Origin of the sequence: Pararhizobium sp. LjRoot238 (assembly GCF_964252955.1) — a bacterium.
Lineage (GTDB): Bacteria > Pseudomonadota > Alphaproteobacteria > Rhizobiales > Rhizobiaceae > Pararhizobium.
Genome location: NZ_CAXUPP020000001.1, coordinates 1408934 through 1428285, shown reverse-complemented (window position 1 = coordinate 1428285; position 19352 = coordinate 1408934). Strand labels below are relative to the sequence as shown.

The window sequence follows — 19352 nt, the reverse complement described above, 5'->3', positions numbered from 1 at the left end:
CCGCCCGTTAGAGTGCCCTCAGGGAGACAGCGGATTTGCGGATACTACTGGTCGAAGACAATACGGCGCTTTCGGAAGGGCTTGTCGCCATCCTGCGCGGCAGCGGTTATGCGGTCGATGTCGTCAGCGACGGCGCATCGGCCGATGCGGTGATCGCGACCGAAAATTTCGATCTCGTCATCCTCGACCTGACCCTGCCGGAAATGGACGGGCTCGATGTGCTGCGCTCGATGCGGGCACGGCAAAACAAGGCGGCGGTACTGATCCTGACGGCGCGGGGGACGCAGGAGGAGAAAATCCGCGGCCTCGATCTCGGCGCCGACGACTATATGATCAAGCCCTTCGACGTCAGCGAATTCGAGGCCCGTGTCCGGGTGCTGCTGCGCCGGCAGGCAGGGCTTCGCTCCTCCCTCGTCAGCTACGGCAAGGTTTCCTTCGACCTCAATTCCCGCACCTTTTCCGCCGGCGGCATCACCGTCGATATTCCGGCCCGCGAGCTTGGCCTGTTGGAAATCCTGTTCATGCGCGCCGGAAAGGTCGTTGCCAAGGAGGCAATCATCCAGTCGCTGACCGCCTTCGACGACGATCTGAGCGCCAATGCCATCGAGCAATATGTCAGCCGGCTGCGCAAGCGGCTGGCACCGCACGGGCTGACGGTCAGGACAGCGCGCGGCATCGGCTATTATCTCGACAAGATGGCGGACGGCTGATGGCGCGGGCCGGCTATTCGCTGCGCCGCAGGCTGCTTGCCTGGCTGCTGATCTCGACCGTCGTCATTGGTTGCCTGGCGTTGATCGACACCTATCGCGAGGCGGTGAAGACGGCGAATGTCGTCTCTGACCGTGTGCTTGCCGGCTCGGCGCTGGCGATTGCCGAGAGGGTCGTGGTTGCGGAAGACGGTTCGCTCGAAGTGGACATCCCCTATGTCGCGCTGGAAATGCTGACCTCGGCGGCGCAGGACCGTGTCTTCTACCGGGTCGACGGGCCGCCCGGCCAGTTCATCACCGGCTATCAGAACCTGCCCTCGATCACCGACATGAAGGGCCAGTCCGCGGTCTATGCCGATGCGCAGTTCCGCGGCGAGCCGATCCGGGTCGCGGCGCTGGAGCGCTCGGCCTCCACCGGCATCAACTCGGTACCCTTCGTCGTCACCGTCGCCGAGACGACGATCGCGCGGCGGCAACTGACGCAGGCCATTCTCTTGCGTTCGGCTCTGCGCTTGCTGGTGATGATCCTCGGCGCCGCAGCGATCGTCTGGATCGCAGTGACCTTCTCGCTGCGGCCGCTCTATCGTCTGGGAGACGCCATTGCCGAGCGCAGCCCCGATGATCTGCACCCGATCGAACAATCGGTGCCGAGCGAAGTCGAGGGGCTGGTCGAGACGGTCAATTCCTTCATGGTGCGGCTACAATCGGCACTCGATGCACTCCGGCATTTCTCCGGCAATGCCAGCCATCAGCTGCGCACGCCGCTTGCGATCATCCGCACCCAGCTTGCCCTTTCCGCCCGCGCTACGACGCTGGAGGAAGCGCAGGCCGCGGCGCGCAAGGGCGATGAGGCCGTCGCGCATGCCGAACGCATCCTCGCGCAACTGCTCCTGATGGCAAAGATCGACGCCGCCGGCTCGACGGAGCCACCACCGCTCGAGATCATCGACCTGATGTCATTGGCGCAGCAGGTCACCGGCGATCGCGTGCCCGGCGCCGGCGACGCGGGCGTCGATCTCGGCTTCGAGGGCAAGGGCAAGGCGCTGATCCGCGCCGAACCCCTCCTGATTGGCGAACTTCTGCGAAACCTGATCGAAAACGCCATCGCCTATGCCGGCAAGGGCGCGGAAGTGACCGTTCGGGTGGAAAATGAAGACAGCGCCGTCCGACTCGAGGTGGAAGACAACGGCCCGGGTATTCCGCCGCAGAACCGGCAGGTCGTGCGCCAGCGTTTCGCGCGCGGCGGACGCGGCGAAGCACCGGGAATGGGGTTGGGACTTCCGATCGTCGAAGAAATCGCCGGACTGTTCGGCGGACATCTCACGCTGGGCGAAGGGCCGGATGGCAAGGGGCTGAAAGCCTCGGTGACGTTTCCGGCCGCTGCTTCTGCCTAGCGGTCGCGACCCGTCATCAAAGAGGACGTTTCACGGGTCTGAACGAGAAGGATCGCGTTCCAGATCATCTGGACAAAACCGCGATCAGACGGGTTCGACAGCTTGCGCTGCGAAAACATGATAAGCTCCATAGGATTGTTGCGAGCGTCTGATAGCAGCTCTTCATGTATTTCACCAGAGAGGGAAGGGCAAACCTGCCTTGCGCGGCAAGCATGGCAGATAAAATGCAAATTCAGATTACCTTTATACGTAATTTCGCAAGTAAAACCGCACCCTATATTCTCGCAATAGTGCCGATAATCACCTGTCGATTCAATGGGTTATTTAGAAGCCAGCAACCACTGTCCGCCGACAAAATTCCGCAGCTCGGTGCAACCGGCTTTGTCGATCGCGCCGAAACTGGCGGAGAAGGGCGGCGCCCTGCAGAAGGAGCGCTGGGCCGGCGCCATCGATTCCGTCGGCTCGACCACGCTCGCCAATGTGCTGGCGCAGACCGTCCAGAACGGCGCGGTCGCCGCCTGCAGCCTTGCCGGCGGCGCCGACCTGCCGACAACCGTGATGCCGCATATCCTGCGCGGCGTTGCCCTGCCCGGTATCAATTCGGTGACTGCGCCGCATGCGGAACGCGACAAGGCCTGGACGATCCTGGCAGAGAGCCTCGATCGCGCGCTTCTGGCGACGATGACGACGGTCGAGCCACTGTCGAACCTGCCACAACGGGCAGACGCCATCGTCGCCGGCACGATCCGCGGCCGCGTCGTCATCGACGTGGCGCGTTAGCCTCGCGCTGGTTGCCCATCTCCTGATGATTTCGACATCAGGGGAGTGGCCGTCGAAACTGACAATGAGCTGAACGCATTTGCGGCGCGATCGGCTGCCTGCGCACGACACTTCCGGCCAGCCCGTTTCCGGGGACCGATCGCTTACTTCATCGTGTAGACGTCGATGGTGAAATACTTGTCGTTGATCGTCTTGTAGGCGCCATCGGCGCGAATGTCGGCCAACGCCTTGTTCAGCTTTTCACGCAGATCACTGTCATCCTGGCGCACGGCGATACCGACGCCTTCACCGACGAATTTCGGGTCGGTGATCGGTGTGCCGATCAGTTCGCAGCATTTGCCGTCATCATTCTTGGTAACCCAATCGAGCATCGGCAGCATGTCGCCGACCTGCATGTCGAGGCGGCCGTTGACCATGTCGAGATTGGCTTCGTCCTGCGTCGGATAGAGCTTGATCTCGGTATCTGGATAGGCTGCGGCGATAAAGTCGGCCTGCGTCGTGCCGGACTGCGCGCCAATCACCTTGCCCTTCAGCGCCTCGTTGGTGAATTCGGTGATGCCCGAGCCTTTCGGCACCACATGGGTCATGGCGGCGAGGTAATAGGGGTCGGTGAAGGACACTTGTTTCTTGCGTTCCTCAGTGATGAACATCGAGGCGATGATCAGGTCGTATTTCTTGGCGATCAGGCCGGGAATGATGCCGTCCCAATCCTGTGCCACCACCTCGCATTCGACCTGCATCTTGGCGCAAAGCGCAAGGCCGATATCGACGTCGAAGCCACCGATCTTGCCGGCGGAATCGACGAAATTGAACGGAGGATAGGCGCCCTCCGTGCCGATCTTCAACTTTTCGGCTGCATTCGCCGGTGCCACGGAAAAAGTGGCGGCACAGGCGAGCGCCAGTGCGATGATCATCTGTCTCATCTTTCAGTTCCCCTTGTTGCGCACCGTTTTTCGGTACTTCCCGGAAACTGTAAGCTTGGCGGGCACATAAACGAAATAGATAATGACAATAGCCGGTATAAACCGGCTTGATTGTCTTGGGCGCAAAAGACCAGTTGAGACGTGTCAGAATGTCGGCGGCGTGTTGATCCACAAAAGCACCGTCTCGCCGTCATGCCGGTTCGACCAGGCATGATGGCGGCGGCTCTCGAAATAGAGCGAGTCGCCGGCGCTCAGATCATAAAACTGATCGGAATCAAGCACGAACTCCACCCGTCCCGACAGCACATAGACGAATTCCTCGCCTTCATGCTTGTATGCACCTTCGCTGGAGGCACCGGGTTCGAGCACGAACCGGTGGCAATCCATCTGGTTGCGGCCTTCGGCCAGCAGCTGAACCGTCACGCCCGGCGTCGTGCGCGGCCAGGTCCGCCACTCGCCGGATCGGACAAGAGCGCGGATATCGGGTTCGTCCTCACCGGAAAGGCTGGAAACGGTTGTCCCGAAATATTCGGCGAGATTGTGCAGCACCGCGACGGAGACGCCCTGCGAGGTGCGCTCCAGCGTCGAGAGAACGGAAGCTGCAATGCCGATATCGCCGGCCACCTGCTCGAGCGTCTTGCCTGCCGCGTGACGCAGGCTCCTGAGCTTGCGTCCGACCTGCGATGCCGGACTTGTATCTGCGGCGGCAGTGGCGTCGTCCGGCTCGCCGGCTTCTGCCTCGAGCGCTTCACGAATGGCTGCCGGATTGAGGCCGCGCTCGGCGCGGAACCAGGAGACGCGCTTCAACTGGGCGACGTCGCTCTCGCTGTATTGCCGGTGTCCGGTAGCGGAGCGCTCCGGCACGACGAGCCCCTGCGTCTCCCAGAGCCGCAAGGTCGATGCCGAGACGCCGGCCAGCCGGGCCGCCTCCGCGACCTTGTACCGAACTGGGATGGCATCGCTCATGGGCCACCACACGAAATTCTCATGCCGTCAATGTTCCAGATCGTGAAACAGGTCTTCGCCGCTGTCCAGATGGCGCGGACCGCGATCTCCGGGAAGCACGGGGGCGCCGTCCGGCACCTTCAGTTCGAAGGGCAGGCGCTTTTCTTCGGCAATGCGCAGCATCAAGAGGCGGATAGCGTCGGAAACCGAAAGCCCCATGGCGTCCAGCGCCGCAATGGCTTTCTGTTTTGTTGCGGAATCGATGCGGGCACGGATAATGGCATCTGCAGTCATGGCATCATTCTCCTCTTGCTACGCGTTACAATGATACGACGCCGACCCGGAAATGGGCCTGTCCAGCATCGCCGCGAAAATCCTAAGTGCTCGAAGTGTTAGAAAAATATTCGTTCAATGCTCGCGGCATCAATGTAGCCACACATGCGGTCGGGTGACAAGAAAAAGCATCACAAATGCTGTATTCTCGATCACTATAATTAATTTGCAAACCTACAGAAAAAATATAGGATTTGCAAAATTATGTTCCTCGCACCTCAGGATGACCACCGTGACCAGTTTGACCGATCGCAAGAATGCAGCCATTTCCCGCGGCGTGGGCATGACCACGCAGATCTATGCAGACCGGGCGGAAAATTCCGAAATCTGGGACAAGCAAGGCAATCGCTACATCGATTTTGCCGCCGGCATCGCCGTGGTCAACACCGGCCACCGCCATCCCCGCATCATCGAGGCTGTCAAGGCGCAGATCGATCGCTTCACCCACACCTGCCACCAGGTCGTGCCTTACGAAAGCTATGTCCATCTCGCCGAGCGCCTCAATGCGCTGGCGCCGGGCAATTTCGCCAAGAAGACGATCTTCGTCACCACGGGTGCCGAAGCCGTTGAAAATGCGGTGAAGATCGCCCGCGCCGCAACCGGCCGCCAGGCCATCGTTGCCTTCGGCGGCGGCTTCCATGGCCGCACCTTCATGGGCATGGCGCTGACGGGCAAGGTTGTCCCCTACAAGGTCGGCTTCGGCGCGATGCCGGGCGACGTTTTCCACGCCCCCTTCCCGATCGAACTGCATGGCATCAGCGTCGAGCAGTCGATCGCCGCCCTGAAGAAGCTGTTCGCCGCCGATGTCGATCCGGCCCGTGTCGCCGCCATCATCCTCGAGCCCGTGCAGGGCGAAGGCGGCTTCTATCCGGCGCCCGCATCCTTCATGCGCGCCCTGCGCGAAATCTGCGACCAGCACGGCATTCTGCTGATCGCCGACGAGGTGCAGACCGGCTTTGCCCGCACCGGCAAGCTGTTTGCCATGGAACACCACGACGTGGCAGCCGATCTGATGACCATGGCGAAAAGCCTTGCCGGCGGCTTCCCGCTCGCCGCCGTCACCGGCCGTGCGGAAATCATGGACGCGCCGGCACCGGGCGGCCTCGGCGGCACTTATGGCGGCAGTCCGATCGGCATCGCCGCTGCCCACGCCGTTCTCGACATCATCAAGGACGAAAAGCTTTGCGAACGCGCCGAACAGCTGGGCAGCCGCCTCAAGCAGCGCCTCGCCGCCATTCGCGAACAGGCACCGGAAATCGTCGATATCCGCGGTCCTGGCTTCATGAACGCCGTCGAGTTCAACGACGTGACGACCAATCTGCCGAGCGCCGATTTCGCCAACCGCGTGCGCCTGATCGCTCTTGAAAAGGGGCTCATCCTCTTGACCTGCGGGGTGCACGGCAATGTCATCCGCTTCCTCGCGCCGATCACCATCCAGGACGAGGTCTTCGCCGAAGCGCTCGACATTCTCGAAGCGTCGATCATGGAAGCGCGAGCCTGAGGCGGACTGGACGTTATTGAAAATCACATCGGGCAGCCGTTCTGCTGCTGCCTGATGGACCCGGCCGTGTTTATCGGCTATCGGCATCGTCCCGCGGCGACACGTGCCGCCCCGCGCCCCTCGATGCGTGGACCGCCAGAAAGGATCACCGATGATCTTTACCGAGACGCTGATCGCCCATGTGAAGGAGCCGCGCCTGCTCGGGCTGGTCAATGCAACCGGAGCGGCTGCAGCCAGCACGTTCGATGTCCGCAATCCTTCGAACGGAACATTGCTCGCGACCTTGCCCGATATGGGCGTGGCGGAAACACGAACGGCCATAGACGACGCCTACGCGGCCCAGTTTCCCTGGGCCGAACGCCCTGCCGGCGACCGCAGCGCCATTCTTCGCCGCTGGCATGACCTCGTCATCACCCACATCGATGATCTCGCAGCGATCCTGACTGCGGAAATGGGCAAGCCGCTCTCCGAGGCCCGCTCCGAACTCCAGCACGCAGCAGCCTATATCGAATGGTATGCGGAAGAAGCCAAACGCGTCTATGGCGAGACCATTCCCGCGCCTTCGACAGACCGACGCATGCTGGTGATCAAGCAGCCGGTCGGTGTCGTCGGGACGATCACGCCCTGGAACTTCCCGGCATCCATGGTCGCGCGAAAAATTTCGCCAGCGCTCGCCGTCGGCTGCACCGTCATCCTCAAGCCCGCCGAACAGACGCCGCTGGTGGCCTTTGCCATGCATGCGCTGGCGATCCGCGCCGGTTTTCCGAAGGGTGTCTTCAATCTCATCCTCGCCTCGCAAGGCGATGCGATCGGCCGCGAACTTTGCGCCAATCCCAAGGTGCGCAAGATCAGCTTCACCGGCTCGACCGAAGTCGGCCGCATCCTGATGCGGCAATGTTCCGACCAGATCAAGAAAATCAGCCTCGAGCTCGGCGGCAGCGCGCCCTTCATCGTCTTCGACGACGCCGACATCGATGCGGCCGTCGACGGCGCCATCCAGGCGAAATACCGCAATGCCGGCCAGACCTGCACCTCGGCAAACCGCATTTACGTGCAGAGCGGCGTCCACGACGAGTTCGCCCGAAAGCTGGCCGCGCAGGTCGGCAAGCTTTCGGTTGGCGACGGCTTTTCGCCCGGCGTCACGATCGGGCCGCTGATCGATGACCGGGCGATCCGGAAGGTCGAGGCGCATGTGAACGACGCCACCGCAAAAGGCGCGACCCTTCTTTGCGGCGGAAACCGCGTCTCCGGTGCCTTCTTCGAGCCGACCGTGCTCTCCAACGTCGACAAGAGCATGCTGGTCGCCTGCGACGAGACCTTCGGTCCAGTGGCGCCGATCATCCGCTTCGAAACGATGGAAGACGTCATCCTGCAGGCCAACGACACGATCTATGGCCTTGCCGCCTATTTCTACGCGACCGAACTGAAAAAGGTCTGGCGCGTGGCAGAAGCGCTGGAATACGGCATGATCGGCATCAATACCGGCCGCATGTCCTCCGAAGCCGCCCCCTTCGGCGGCCTCAAACAATCCGGCATCGGCCGCGAAGGCTCCCGCCATGGCGCGGAGGACTATCTGGAAATGAAATATCTCTGCATGGGGAATATTTGAGGCGACCACTTGGGGGTGGTCGCAATCAAGCATCCTCGTCGGTCCAAGGGCGTCGCCTTGGAATATATTCCAAATCCGGCTGACTGCCGCCAAGCTCCGCCAGCCTTTTTGAGACCTCACTATGTATGAGGGATTACAACGCGTGCCGGATGACTGCCGATTTCTTCGTAAGTCCTGTAAAGGCCTGCGCTTTGGCAAACATTTCATCGTCCAGAACGACTGTAATCCGCATAAATCAATCCCCCAAAAAGAGACATAGTTTACCACGGAACAATCCCTAGTTGGATACCCCCTGCCTCATCCCGATCTCGGCCAAAACCTCCTCCGTGTGTTCGCCAAGCCGCGGCGCACCGCGTTCCAGCGCCAGTTCCGAATCTGAAAACGAAATCGGCGTGCGCACGCCCGGCGCCGTTCCCGAAGCTGACCCGGTGTGCGGCGTATCGATCTGCATGCCGCGATGGACAATCTGCGGATCGGCGAAAACGTCCGCCACCGTGTTGATCGGCCCGCCGGGTACACCGGCTGCCTCCAACATGGCGAGCAGCGTGTCGCGACTGAACGTTGCCGTCCGCGCGGCCAGCTGCGGCGTCAGACTGTCGCGATGTTTCACCCGGGCTGCATTGGTCAGGTAGCGCGGGTCCGTCGCCAGATCGTTCAGCCCGAGCAGCGCACAGAACTTGACGAACTGCCGGTCGTTGCCGACGGCGACGATCAGGTGGCCGTCGGAGACGGGAAAGACCTGATAGGGCGCGATATTCGGATGCGCATTGCCGAGCCGGCGCGGGGATTTTCCGGAGACGAGGAAGTTCAGCGCCTGGTTGGCCAGTACCCCGGTCATGCTGTCGAACAGCGCCATATCGATCTGCTGGCCCTCGCCGGTGCGTTCGCGCATATGAAGCGCCGCCTGCACGGCAATGACGCCATAGAGCCCGGTGAAAATATCGGCGAAGGCGACGCCGATCTTCTGCGGCTCGCCTCCCGGATCGCCGGTCAGGTCCATGATGCCGCTCATGCCCTGGATGATGTAGTCATAGCCGGCGCGGTGGGCATAGGGACCGTCCTGGCCGAAGCCGGTGACCGAGCAGTAAATCAGGCGCGGATTGACCGTCTTCAGACTTTCATAATCGAGACCGTATTTCGCCAGCCCGCCGACCTTGAAATTCTCCAGAAGCACATCCGACTGCGCCGCTAGGCGTCGCACCGCCTCCTGCCCCTCCTCGGTGGTGAAGTCGAGAACGACCGACCGTTTGCCGCGGTTGCAGGCATGAAAATAGGCGGCGTCCAGATGTTCGCCACCCTCGCCCTCGACAAAGGGAGGGCCCCAGGTCCGCGTGTCGTCTCCGGCCGGGCTCTCCACCTTGATGACGTCGGCGCCAAGATCGGCGAGCGTCTGGCCGATCCAGGGCCCGGCAAGGATGCGGGCCAGTTCGAGAACCTTCAGGCCCTTGAGCGGCGTTTCCATCGCCGCGCTCAGAAGAAGGCCTGCAGCCCGGTCTGGGCGCGGCCGAGGATCAGGGCATGCACGTCGTGGGTGCCTTCGTAGGTATTGACGGTTTCGAGGTTCACCATGTGGCGCATCACCTGGTAGTCCTCGGAAATGCCGTTGCCGCCATGCATGTCGCGGGCCGCGCGGGCGATGTCCAGCGCCTTGCCGCAATTGTTGCGCTTGACGATCGAGATCATCTCCGGCGCCATGCGGCCGGCATCCATCAGCTGGCCGACCCGAAGCGACGCCTGCAGTCCAAGGGCGATTTCCGTCTGCATGTCGGCAAGCTTCTTCTGGAATAGCTGCGTTTGTGCGAGCGGCTTTCCGAACTGCTTGCGGTCGAGGCCGTATTGCCGGGCCGCATGCCAGCAGAATTCCGCCGCGCCCAGCGCTCCCCAGGAAATGCCGTAACGGGCGCGGTTGAGGCAGCCGAACGGGCCCTTCAAGCCCTCGACATTCGGCAGCAACGCGTCCTCGGCAACCTCGACATTGTCGAGCACGATTTCTCCGGTGATCGACGCACGCAGCGACAGTTTGCCGCCAATCTTCGGTGCGGAGAGGCCCTTCATGCCCTTTTCCAGCACGAAACCGCGGATCGCATTGCCATGCGCTTCGGATTTCGCCCAGACGACGAAGACGTCGGCGATCGGCGCGTTGGAGATCCACATCTTCGAACCGGTCAGCCGATAACCGCCCTCAGTCTTCACCGCCCGCGTCTTCATCCCGCCCGGATCGGAGCCGGCATCCGGCTCGGTCAGGCCGAAGCAGCCAATCCACTCGCCGCTGATCAGCTTCGGCAGATACTTTTGACGCTGCTCCTCGGAGCCATAGGCGAAGATCGGGTAGATCACCAGCGAGGACTGCACGCTCATCATCGATCGGTAACCGGAATCGACGCGCTCGACTTCGCGGGCAACGAGACCATAGGCTACATAGGAGGCACCGACGCCACCATAGGTATCCGGCACCGTGACGCCGAGCAGCCCGAGTTCACCCATCTCGCGGAAGATCGATGGATCGGTCGTCTCGTTTCGATAGGCTTCGATCACCCGAGGCTGCAGCTTTTCCTGCGCATAGGCACGCGCCGTGTCGCGGATCATCCGCTCGTCTTCGGAAAGCTGGTCCTCCAGAAGAAAGGGATCGTCCCACTGGAATTCCTGTCTGGCAACCATGTCTTCCTCCCGTCGCTTTCCTTCTTGAAACGGTTATGGCAAGCCGGGCGGAACGACACAAACGAAAATACGGCACTGCCTCATGCGCCCCGGGAATGCTGGACAAGCCGGCTTGCCACCGGGGTCACCATCCTGAATATCGTAACGAAACGCCATGCGGGATCTCCATGCCAGACAATCGCCTCGAACGCTTCGCCCACAATCTCGACTGGAACCTGCTGCGCACTTTCGTCGTCGTGGTCGAGGAGGGCAGCATTACCGCCGCCGCCAACCGGCTGCTCTTGCAGCAGCCGGCGGTCAGCATGGCGCTGAAACGGCTGGAACAGACCGTCGGGCAGAAGCTGATCGACCGCCGTCCCGGGCGCTTCGACCTGACGGAAGCCGGCGAGAAGCTGCATCGCCAATGCAAGGATATCTTCGCTGCCGTCGTGCGGCTGCCCAACGCGCTCGAGACGGCTGGCGAGGACGTGACGGGCCATGTCAGCATTCATTCGGTCAGCCATGCGCACAATCCCGCCTGGGACCTGCGGCTCGAACGTTTCTTTCGCCTGCACCCGAAGGTGACGATCAGCATCACCGTTGAAACCACGGTCAGCGTCATCAGCGCCGTCGAGCGCAACATCGCTACCATCGGCCTCAGCGACGGCAATATTCCCGAGGGCCTGACCAAGGCTTTCCACATCCGCGAGCAATATGCGCTTTATTGCGGCCGCGGCCACAGGTTGTTCGGCGTCAAGGATGCTGCGCTGAACGACCTTCGTGGTGACCCTTTTATCGCCTTCATAGCAGACGTTCTCGGCGGGCAGCACATGAACGCCATAACGGCCGTGCGTGCCATGGGCTCCTTTGGCCAGCAAGTTCGCGCCGTCTCCTGCAATGTCGAAGAGGTTATCCGCCTGATCGCGGCCAATATCGGCATCGGCATGCTGCCCTGCCATCTGGCGGCGCCGGGGTTGGCGGCCGGCGAGCTCTGGCAATTGCCGCCCTACGACCTTCTGCCGTCCACGGATATTTTCCGCATTTCGAATCCCAATGCCATTCTTAACCCGGCTGAGGCGGCTTTTCTCAAACTTGTCGAGGACGTCGAGCCGCTGGATCATGGCGCGTAACATCAATGAATCTTATAGTCGCCTTTGCGACTATAAATTTGAACAGAGGTAAAGAGATCCATAAAGTCCTCGCACAAAAAGGCGCAAAACAGGAGCCGGCAGAGAATTCTTCCGGAGAGCCGCGCCGATCAAGGGGCGGAGCACATCCATGCAGACTTTCGACGTGGCGGTCATCGGCGGCGGCATAGCCGGCCTCTCGCTTGCCTATTTCCTAAGCCCGCACCGTTCGGTCGTCGTTCTGGAGCGGGAAACGGCGCTCGGCTATCACAGCACCGGCCGCTCCGCTGCGGAATTCGTGCTGCGCTATAACGCGGATGAAGTCTGTGCGCTGGCGACGATCGCCAAGGATTTCTTCGACAACCCGCCGGATGGATTCTCCGACATCCCGCTTTTGAAGCAGCGCGGTGGCGTGATGATCGCCAATGCGGAAAAGGCCGCGCGGCTGGCAGAGGTTTTTCGCGCCGAGCTGGCCTTCACGCCAGAACTCGAACCGCTGGAAGAGGAGGAATTGCTGCAGCGGGCGCCGATCCTGAAACCCGGCTATGCGGCGGCCGCCTTCTACGATCCGAACTTCTGGGATATCGAGGTCGAAAGCCTGCTGCAGGGCTATGTCAAAGGTGCGCGGCGCTGTGGTACGGAAATCCGGGAGCGCCACGATGTCGTTTCGGCACGGCATGACGGGAGCGCTTGGATCATCGAGACCTCTTCGGGCACCGTGCGGGCAAAAATTGCCGTCAACGCGGCAGGCGGCTGGGCCGATCCGATGGCGGAGATCTTCGGTGTGAAGGCGCTCGGCATCGTTCCGCACCGCCGCACGGCAATCACCGTCGACCTGCCCGAGGGCATCGACGCGTCGAGCCTGCCGGAGATCAGCGAGATCGACGAGGATTTCTACATGAAGCCCGACGCGGGCCGGTTGCTCGCCTCGCCGGCCGATGCCACACCGTGCACGCCGGGCGACGTGCAGTCGGAAGAGCTCGATATCGCCTGGGCGGCACACTACGTCGAGGAGGCGACCATTATTCCGGTCCGCCGCATCGCCAAGAGCTGGGCCGGAATGCGCAGCTTCTCCCCCGACAAGCTGCCGGTCATCGGCTTTGCCCCGGAGCATCCCGATTTCTTCTGGCTGGCCGGTCAAGGCGGCTACGGTATTCTGACCTCTCCGGCGCTCGGGGCACTCGCGGCAAACCTGCTGACCGGCGAACCGCAGCCGAAAGGCTTCGAGGCTGAGGTCGTCGATCCGCTAAAGTTTAATCCACGACGCTTCAAGGCTTACAGCGCCGCGCGTCAAACATGACGCGCAAAGGACGCTGTAACACTTAAAATCTGCTGCATAATTTTATCCTTAAATCGATTTCGATTTAAGGAATTATGCAGTAGCGGGAGGCCGCGAACGGACATTCCCTCATCGGCAACACACTTACCGTTGCTACAGAGAAAAACGGCCGTAACGGCCATTGCTGTAGACGAGCGAGGGGCCATCGCCGGCAACGATCGAGACGACACGGCCGAGAATAATGGCATGGCTGTGCCGCTCGATCACCTCGTCGACCTCGCAATCGATGCCGGCCAGCGCGCTGCGCAAGACCGAAGCGCCGCTGGCGAGCGTGAACCATTCGGCCCCGTCATACCGCTCGGTGCCCTTCAATCCACCCTTTCCGGCAAACCGCTCGGCAACGTCCTGCTGCTCGGCGGAGAGGATATTGACGCAGAAATGGCGATAGCGGCTGATGACCGGCCAGCTGGAAGAGCTGCGGTTGATACTGACGATCATCGTCGGCGGATCGACGGAAAGGGCCGTGGCGGACGTCACGGTCGCCCCGGTGCGCTCGTCGCCGACGCCGGCGGTAATGACGGACACACCACCCGACATCCGCCGCATGGCCGATTTCAGCGCCTCCTGATCAGCCACATGCACGAATGTCTGTCCCTGTGTCGGGGCGATCCGGTTGATCGAATTTCGCAAGGCAAGGTTCATGCGCGTCCACTCTTCTGCCGTTTCGTCCATGGAGCGGAATTTACGCATGAAAGACACATTTGCCTCAAGCAACGAACGCCCGTCCCTGCTGGCGAAGTCGGATCGAATTTTCAATCATCATTAAATTTATAGATTATATTATTTTCCGGCGATCGAGGGATTTTGCGATAGTTGCATGCTGCCGAATGCGGCAAGTCGCAATAAGACATAATTTTCATAGACTATTGACAGTCTCACCAAACGTGGCAGGATTGTGTTAACAACCGTTAATAAATCCAAGGGAACAGCGGAGAACTGAATGTTTTATCACGGTGGAATGACGCTCGGTTATCTGACGCCTCCGGCCAAGCCGGAAAAGACTGCTCGCGCCGAGACATCGTCGCGGAAGAACCGGGAGGAAGCCGTCGAGGTCGAACAGGAACGCGATCAGGAATTGAGCCGCGCCTTCCTTACGCCCTGGCATCTCTTTTACTGATTTCTGACCCAAGGCCCGCCGTGCCAACGGACTTATTCAGCGGCTGACGACGCAGGCGCCCGGCCGTTGGTGGCAACGCTGGAATACATGCCCGTTGTGCGGAACTCCGTCGGGCTAGCGCCGAAATAGCGGCGAAACACCTTGGCAAAATAGTTCGGATCCTCGAAGCCGGACATGATCGCCACTTCCTTTACCGATAGATCCGCCGCCTTGGTCAGGAGCTTGGTCGCCCGCTGCAGCCGCTTGCGCAGCACGAACTCGGCCGGGGGCATGCCCTCGCTCGCCGCAAAGACCCGGGAGAAGTGCGCCCGACTGAGGCCAGAAACATCCGCCAGTTTCTCAACCGGAAGCGGATGCTCCAGATTGGCCATGATGTGATCGATGACATGCTGCATCGTCCGGTATTCCTGGCTGAACACCGGGTGCGCCCCGAACACGTCGTCATAAAGCGCCATCGCCGCCTCGTAGGCGATGGCCGACGCACTGCCCGGCGCGTCGGCACCGCCGGAAATCAGTCTCAGGCTGCAATCGGCAAGGTGATCGATCGTATCCGGCTTGAGGTTCAGGATCGGCCCGGTCGTCGAGAGAATGGCCTTGTGGATGCGCAGGGCTTCCTCGCCGTTCATCGAAATCCAGAAAAACTCCCAGCGGCCGTTCTGTTCAAGCCAGTAGCGATGGTTGTGCGGCACGAGCACGAGCAATGTCTCGCCCTCGCGAACCCGGTAGTTGCGGCTCTCGTAGCGAAGATTGCCCGCGCCCCCGATCGTGTGCTGCAGCACGGTGAACGGCGTCTGGCCGCGTTTTCGGCCATCCCAGTCATAGCTTGAATCCGTGCGGATCTCGTAGCCCGTGCTGGTCGGCATGGTGTGCAGGCTGTGGCGTCCGCGCGGCAGCGAAACCGTCCGCATGACGGGGCCATTCTCGATCAACTGTTTCAGCATAGAATTACCCATGAAAGCACAATACCTCTCTGGCGGTGAAGAATATAATACGCATAATGACCCTCAACAAAGCAAGATGACCGGGTTGGAGCGGCATCGACAGGGAGAGCTGGGAGGAGAAAAGCGCCAGAGCGCGTCATTTCCCGTGCATTGATTTTACCTGTCCGTTTTTCCCGGCCGAATGACCAGCCACGAGGACAGCATGAGCAGCTTCAAGATTGCCATTATCGGCGCCGGCAGCGTCGGCTTCACCAAGAAACTCTTCACCGATATTCTCTGCGTGCCGGAGTTCCGCGATGTCGAGTTCGCACTCACCGATTTGAGCGAGCACAATCTCGGCATGATCAAATCGATCCTCGACAAGATCGTCGCGGCCAACAACCTGCCGGCCAAGGTGACCGCATCGACCGACCGCCGCAAGGCGATCGAGGGTGCGCGCTACATTATCAGCTGCGTGCGCGTCGGTGGCCTCGCAGCTTACGCCGACGATATCCGCATCCCCTTGAAATACGGCGTCGACCAATGCGTTGGCGATACGATCTGCGCCGGCGGCATTCTCTATGGCCAGCGCAACATCCCGGTGATCCTCGATTTCTGCAAGGACATCCGCGAGCTTGCCGAACCCGGTGCGAAGTTCCTCAACTATGCCAACCCGATGGCGATGAACACCTGGGCAGCGCTTGAATATGGCAAGGTCGACACGATCGGCCTCTGCCATGGCGTCCAGCACGGCGGCGAACAGATCGCGGAGATCCTCGGCGCCAAGGATGGCGAGCTTGACTATATCTGCTCGGGTATCAACCACCAGACCTGGTTCGTCGATGTGCGCGTCAAGGGCCGCAGAATAGGCAAGGACGAGCTGGTCGCCGCCTTCGAAGCGCATCCGGTTTTCTCTCAGCAGGAAAAACTGCGTATCGACGTTCTGAGGCGTTTCGGCGTCTATTCGACCGAAAGTAACGGCCACCTGTCGGAATACCTGCCCTGGTACCGCAAACGGCCGGAGGAAATTACCCGCTGGATCGATATGTCCGACTGGATCCATGGCGAAACCGGCGGCTATCTGCGCTATTCGACCGAAACCCGCAACTGGTTCGAGACCGAATTTCCGCAGTTCCTCAAGGATGCTGAAAAGCCGATCGACCCGGCCCGCCGCTCCAACGAACATGCCAGCCACATTCTCGAAGCGCTGGAAACCGGACGCGTCTATCGCGGCCATTTCAATGTCAGGAACAACGGCGTCATCACCAACCTGCCGTCGGACGCGATCATCGAATCGCCCGGCTTCGTTGATCGCTTCGGCATCAACATGGTTGCCGGCGTCACGCTTCCGGAAGCCTGCGCCGCCACCTGCATTTCCTCGATCAACGTCCAGCGCATGTCGGTCCATGCCGCCGTCTCGGGCGATATCGATCTTCTGAAGCTCGCCGTGCTGCACGATCCGCTGGTCGGCGCCATCTGCACGCCGGAAGAGGTCTGGCAGATGGTCGACGAAATGGTGGTCGCCCAGGCTGAATGGCTACCGCAATATGCCCATGCCGTCCCGGCCGCCAGGGAGCGGCTTAGCAAGGCCACGGTCAAGACCCGAGACTGGAAGGGCGTTGCCCGCCGCGAGGTCCGTTCGGTCGAGGAGCTGCGCGCCGAAAAGGAAGCAACGAAACTGAAAGCGGCGAGCTGAAAGGTTTCAGCAAGATATGCGAGGCCCGTTTTCCTGAGGAGGAGGCAGGTCTGGGAGTGGGCAATCCGTTGCCCGCTCTCGTCCGGCAGGCGGCATGACGCCGTCCCGCCGGGTGCTTTTAGGAGGAGAGCCGCCCATACCGGGCCGGCCTGAAGCATGAGGGAGAAACAACGACAATGAAACGCTTTCGCCATCTGAAAACCACCACCGCGCTTCTATTGGGCGTGTCGGCATTCGCCGTGACGGCCTGGGCGTCCGAGCCGACGGTCGTGCCCGAGCAGCCGCCATTCCCGGCGCAGGGCAAGATCACCTATGTGCCGCGCGATTCGATCCTCGAATTCAAGGCGCTGCCGGAATACAAAGAGCCGGATTGGGTCACCGAGAAATTCGTCAAGACCGGCAAGCTGCCGCCGGTTGCCGAGCGCCTGCCGAAGGAGCCGATGGTCTTCAAGACCGGCAACATGCCCGACGGCATCGGCGTCTATGGCGACACGATGCGCCATGTCATCGGCGGCCGCCCGGAAGGGTGGAACTATTCGGCCGGCCAGACGCAAGGCTGGGGCGGCATCGATATCGGCATATCCGAATGCCTGACACGCACCGCGCCGCTCTATCAGGTCGAAGCCAGCGACGTGGAGCCGCTGCCCAACCTGGCCAAGAGCTGGGACTGGTCCGAAGACGGCCACAAGCTGACCATGCATCTGGTCGAAGGCGCCAAATGGTCGGACGGCGTGCCGTTCAGCTCTGAAGACGTGATGTTCTACTGGGAAGACAATGTCGTCGATCCCAATGTGTCGCCGCTCAATGGAGCGACCCCGGAAACCTTCGGCGAAGGCACGACGCTGAAAGCCGTTGACGCCAACACCGTCGAATGGACCTTCAAGGAAGCCTTCCCCCGCCAATATCTCTATGCCATGGCTTACGGCACGTTCTGCCCCGGTCCGGCGCATATCCTGAAGACCAAGCATCCCAAATACAATAAGGATGTGACGTACGACCAGTACAAGAACGGCTTCCCGGCCGAATACATGAACATTCCCGTCATGGGCGCCTGGGTCCCGGTCTCATACCGGCCGGACGACATCATCGTCCTGCGCCGGAATCCCTATTACTGGAAGGTCGACGAGGAAGGCCATCAGTTGCCCTACCTCAACGAGATGCACTACAAGCTCTCGACCTGGGCAGACCGCGACGTGCAGGCGATCGCCGGTTCCGGTGACTTCTCCAACCTCGAGCAACCGGAAAACTTCGTTGAATCGCTCAAGCGCGCTGCGTCCGACGTGGCCCCGGCACGCCTTGCCTTCGGCGCCCGCCTGATCGGCTACAATCTGCGCATGAATCTCTCCGCAAACGGCTGGGGTGAACCAGATGCCCGCGGCGGGGCCGTGCGCGAGCTCAATCGCAACGAGGACTTCCGCAAGGCGGTCACCATGGCGCTCGACCGCAAGAAGATCGGGGAATCGCTCGTCAAGGGCCCGTTCACGGCGATCTATCCCGGCGGCCTGTCGTCGGGCACGAGTTTCTACGACCGCCAATCGACGGTCTACTATCCCTTCGATCTCGAAGGCGCAAAGGCGCTTCTCGAAAAGGCCGGTCTGAAGGACACGGACGGCAACGGTTTCGTCAACTTCCCAGCCGCAACGGAAGGCGGTCAAGACGTTCAGATCGTGCTGCTGAGCAATGGCGACTACGGCACCGACCGCAACCTTGCGGAAGGCGTGATCGGCCAGATGGAGCAGTTCGGTTTGAAGGTGACGCTCAACGCGCTCGACGGCACCAAGAAGGACAACGCGCACAATGCCGGTCAGTTCGACTGGACAATCCGCCGCAACGATCCGGAACTGACATCTGTGGTGCAGAACACCACCCAGCTCGCTCCGATGGGGCCTCGCACCAGCTGGCATCATCGCGCCGGCACGGACGGCACGGTCGACCTCCTGCCCTATGAGAAGGAACTCGTCGACATCGTCAACAAGTTCATCGCCTCGAACGACAATACCGAGCGCACCGAACTGATGAAGCAATATCAGAAGGTCGCAACGGAAAATGTCGATACGGTTGGCCTCACCGAATATCCGGGCGCACTGATCATCAACAAGCGCTTCGCGAACATTCCGGTCGGCGCCCCGATCTTCATGTTCAACTGGGCCGAGGATACGATTATCCGCGAACGGGTCTCCGTCGCTGCCGACAAGCAGGGAGATTACGAACTGTTCCCGCAGCAGCTGCCGGGCAAGCCGGGCGAAAGCGGCCCGATCAATTGATCCCTCGTTGAGCTTGCGCCGGCCGCCACTGATTGCGGCCGGGGCAGACCCCTGAACACA

19 protein-coding genes are annotated in these 19352 nt (G+C 61.2%); 10 read left to right on the top strand and 9 right to left on the bottom strand.

The window, feature by feature from the left end; all coding sequences use genetic code 11:
* Window positions 1-35 precede the first annotated feature (35 nt).
* Both ACSQ3F_RS07085 and ACSQ3F_RS07080 read left to right on the top strand, forming a co-directional pair.
* On the top strand, window positions 36-710 hold the full coding sequence (locus tag ACSQ3F_RS07085; RefSeq protein ID WP_436099568.1) for a response regulator: 675 nt from the start codon (window positions 36-38) through the stop codon (window positions 708-710).
* Window positions 710-2101: a sensor histidine kinase gene (locus tag ACSQ3F_RS07080; RefSeq protein WP_436099567.1), complete on the top strand. Its 1392-nt coding sequence runs from the start codon at window positions 710-712 to the stop codon at window positions 2099-2101. Before ACSQ3F_RS07085 ends, ACSQ3F_RS07080 begins: the two co-directional genes overlap by 1 nt.
* Here the strand turns inward: ACSQ3F_RS07080 and ACSQ3F_RS07075 are convergent.
* Window positions 2098-2220 carry a hypothetical protein gene (locus ACSQ3F_RS07075; RefSeq protein WP_436099566.1) on the bottom strand — a complete coding sequence of 41 codons (123 nt, stop codon included), beginning with the start codon at window positions 2218-2220 and terminating at the stop codon, window positions 2098-2100. The genes ACSQ3F_RS07080 and ACSQ3F_RS07075 overlap by 4 nt on opposite strands.
* Before the next feature lie 262 nt (window positions 2221-2482).
* On the opposite strand from ACSQ3F_RS07075, the gene ACSQ3F_RS07070 reads away from it, so the two are divergent.
* Window positions 2483-2881, top strand: coding sequence for a hypothetical protein (locus tag ACSQ3F_RS07070; protein WP_436099565.1), 399 nt, complete (start codon window positions 2483-2485; stop codon window positions 2879-2881).
* 143 nt (window positions 2882-3024) lie between these two features.
* On the opposite strand, the gene ACSQ3F_RS07065 is transcribed toward ACSQ3F_RS07070, so the two are convergent.
* The 3 genes from ACSQ3F_RS07065 to ACSQ3F_RS07055 form a co-directional block, all read right to left on the bottom strand.
* A complete protein-coding gene (locus tag ACSQ3F_RS07065) occupies window positions 3025-3804 on the bottom strand; it encodes an ABC transporter substrate-binding protein (protein ID WP_436099564.1) in 780 nt (259 codons plus the stop codon).
* Window positions 3805-3948: 144 nt separating this feature from the next.
* The gene (locus tag ACSQ3F_RS07060) at window positions 3949-4770 is read right to left on the bottom strand and encodes a MerR family transcriptional regulator (protein ID WP_436099563.1); all 822 of its coding nucleotides are present in this window, start codon (window positions 4768-4770) and stop codon (window positions 3949-3951) included.
* A 27-nt stretch (window positions 4771-4797) separates the two neighbouring features.
* On the bottom strand, window positions 4798-5043 hold the full coding sequence (locus ACSQ3F_RS07055) for a type II toxin-antitoxin system RelB/DinJ family antitoxin (RefSeq protein ID WP_436099562.1): 246 nt from the start codon (window positions 5041-5043) through the stop codon (window positions 4798-4800).
* Window positions 5044-5314: 271 nt separating this feature from the next.
* Between ACSQ3F_RS07055 and ACSQ3F_RS07050 the strand changes: the two genes are divergently transcribed.
* Together ACSQ3F_RS07050 and ACSQ3F_RS07045 are read left to right on the top strand one after the other, a co-directional pair.
* The gene (locus ACSQ3F_RS07050) at window positions 5315-6583 is read left to right on the top strand and encodes a 4-aminobutyrate--2-oxoglutarate transaminase (protein ID WP_436099561.1); all 1269 of its coding nucleotides are present in this window, start codon (window positions 5315-5317) and stop codon (window positions 6581-6583) included.
* Window positions 6584-6734: 151 nt separating this feature from the next.
* A complete protein-coding gene (locus tag ACSQ3F_RS07045; protein WP_436099560.1) occupies window positions 6735-8192 on the top strand; it encodes an NAD-dependent succinate-semialdehyde dehydrogenase in 1458 nt (485 codons plus the stop codon).
* 133 nt (window positions 8193-8325) lie between these two features.
* Here ACSQ3F_RS07045 and ACSQ3F_RS07040 read toward each other — a convergent pair whose 3' ends face one another.
* The 3 genes from ACSQ3F_RS07040 to ACSQ3F_RS07030 are packed head-to-tail and all read right to left on the bottom strand — an operon-like array spanning window position 8326 to window position 10850.
* Window positions 8326-8424 (bottom strand): type II toxin-antitoxin system VapB family antitoxin, encoded by a 99-nt coding sequence (locus tag ACSQ3F_RS07040; RefSeq protein WP_436099559.1) that lies wholly within the window; start codon window positions 8422-8424, stop codon window positions 8326-8328.
* 45 nt (window positions 8425-8469) lie between these two features.
* Window positions 8470-9654, bottom strand: a complete 1185-nt coding sequence (locus ACSQ3F_RS07035; protein ID WP_436099558.1) for a CaiB/BaiF CoA transferase family protein — start codon at window positions 9652-9654, stop codon at window positions 8470-8472.
* Between the two features lie 8 nt (window positions 9655-9662).
* On the bottom strand, window positions 9663-10850 hold the full coding sequence (locus ACSQ3F_RS07030; protein WP_436099557.1) for an acyl-CoA dehydrogenase: 1188 nt from the start codon (window positions 10848-10850) through the stop codon (window positions 9663-9665).
* A 167-nt stretch (window positions 10851-11017) separates the two neighbouring features.
* On the opposite strand from ACSQ3F_RS07030, the gene ACSQ3F_RS07025 reads away from it, so the two are divergent.
* Window positions 11018-11959, top strand: coding sequence for a LysR family transcriptional regulator (locus ACSQ3F_RS07025; RefSeq protein WP_436099556.1), 942 nt, complete (start codon window positions 11018-11020; stop codon window positions 11957-11959).
* Between the two features lie 148 nt (window positions 11960-12107).
* On the top strand, window positions 12108-13256 hold the full coding sequence (locus tag ACSQ3F_RS07020; protein ID WP_436099555.1) for an NAD(P)/FAD-dependent oxidoreductase: 1149 nt from the start codon (window positions 12108-12110) through the stop codon (window positions 13254-13256).
* A gap of 132 nt (window positions 13257-13388) precedes the next feature.
* Here the strand turns inward: ACSQ3F_RS07020 and ACSQ3F_RS07015 are convergent, their stop codons facing one another.
* Window positions 13389-13937, bottom strand: a complete 549-nt coding sequence (locus ACSQ3F_RS07015) for a flavin reductase family protein (RefSeq protein WP_436102068.1) — start codon at window positions 13935-13937, stop codon at window positions 13389-13391.
* A gap of 298 nt (window positions 13938-14235) precedes the next feature.
* Between ACSQ3F_RS07015 and ACSQ3F_RS07010 the strand changes: the two genes are divergently transcribed.
* Window positions 14236-14412, top strand: coding sequence for a hypothetical protein (locus ACSQ3F_RS07010; protein WP_436099554.1), 177 nt, complete (start codon window positions 14236-14238; stop codon window positions 14410-14412).
* A gap of 32 nt (window positions 14413-14444) precedes the next feature.
* On the opposite strand, the gene ACSQ3F_RS07005 is transcribed toward ACSQ3F_RS07010, so the two are convergent.
* Window positions 14445-15365, bottom strand: a complete 921-nt coding sequence (locus ACSQ3F_RS07005; RefSeq protein WP_436099553.1) for a helix-turn-helix domain-containing protein — start codon at window positions 15363-15365, stop codon at window positions 14445-14447.
* A gap of 190 nt (window positions 15366-15555) precedes the next feature.
* Here ACSQ3F_RS07005 and ACSQ3F_RS07000 point away from each other — a divergent pair, with 190 nt between their 5' ends.
* The gene (locus tag ACSQ3F_RS07000; protein WP_436099552.1) at window positions 15556-17028 is read left to right on the top strand and encodes an alpha-glucosidase/alpha-galactosidase; all 1473 of its coding nucleotides are present in this window, start codon (window positions 15556-15558) and stop codon (window positions 17026-17028) included.
* A 176-nt stretch (window positions 17029-17204) separates the two neighbouring features.
* Window positions 17205-19292, top strand: a complete 2088-nt coding sequence (locus ACSQ3F_RS06995; protein ID WP_436099551.1) for an ABC transporter substrate-binding protein — start codon at window positions 17205-17207, stop codon at window positions 19290-19292.
* Window positions 19293-19352 lie beyond the last annotated feature (60 nt).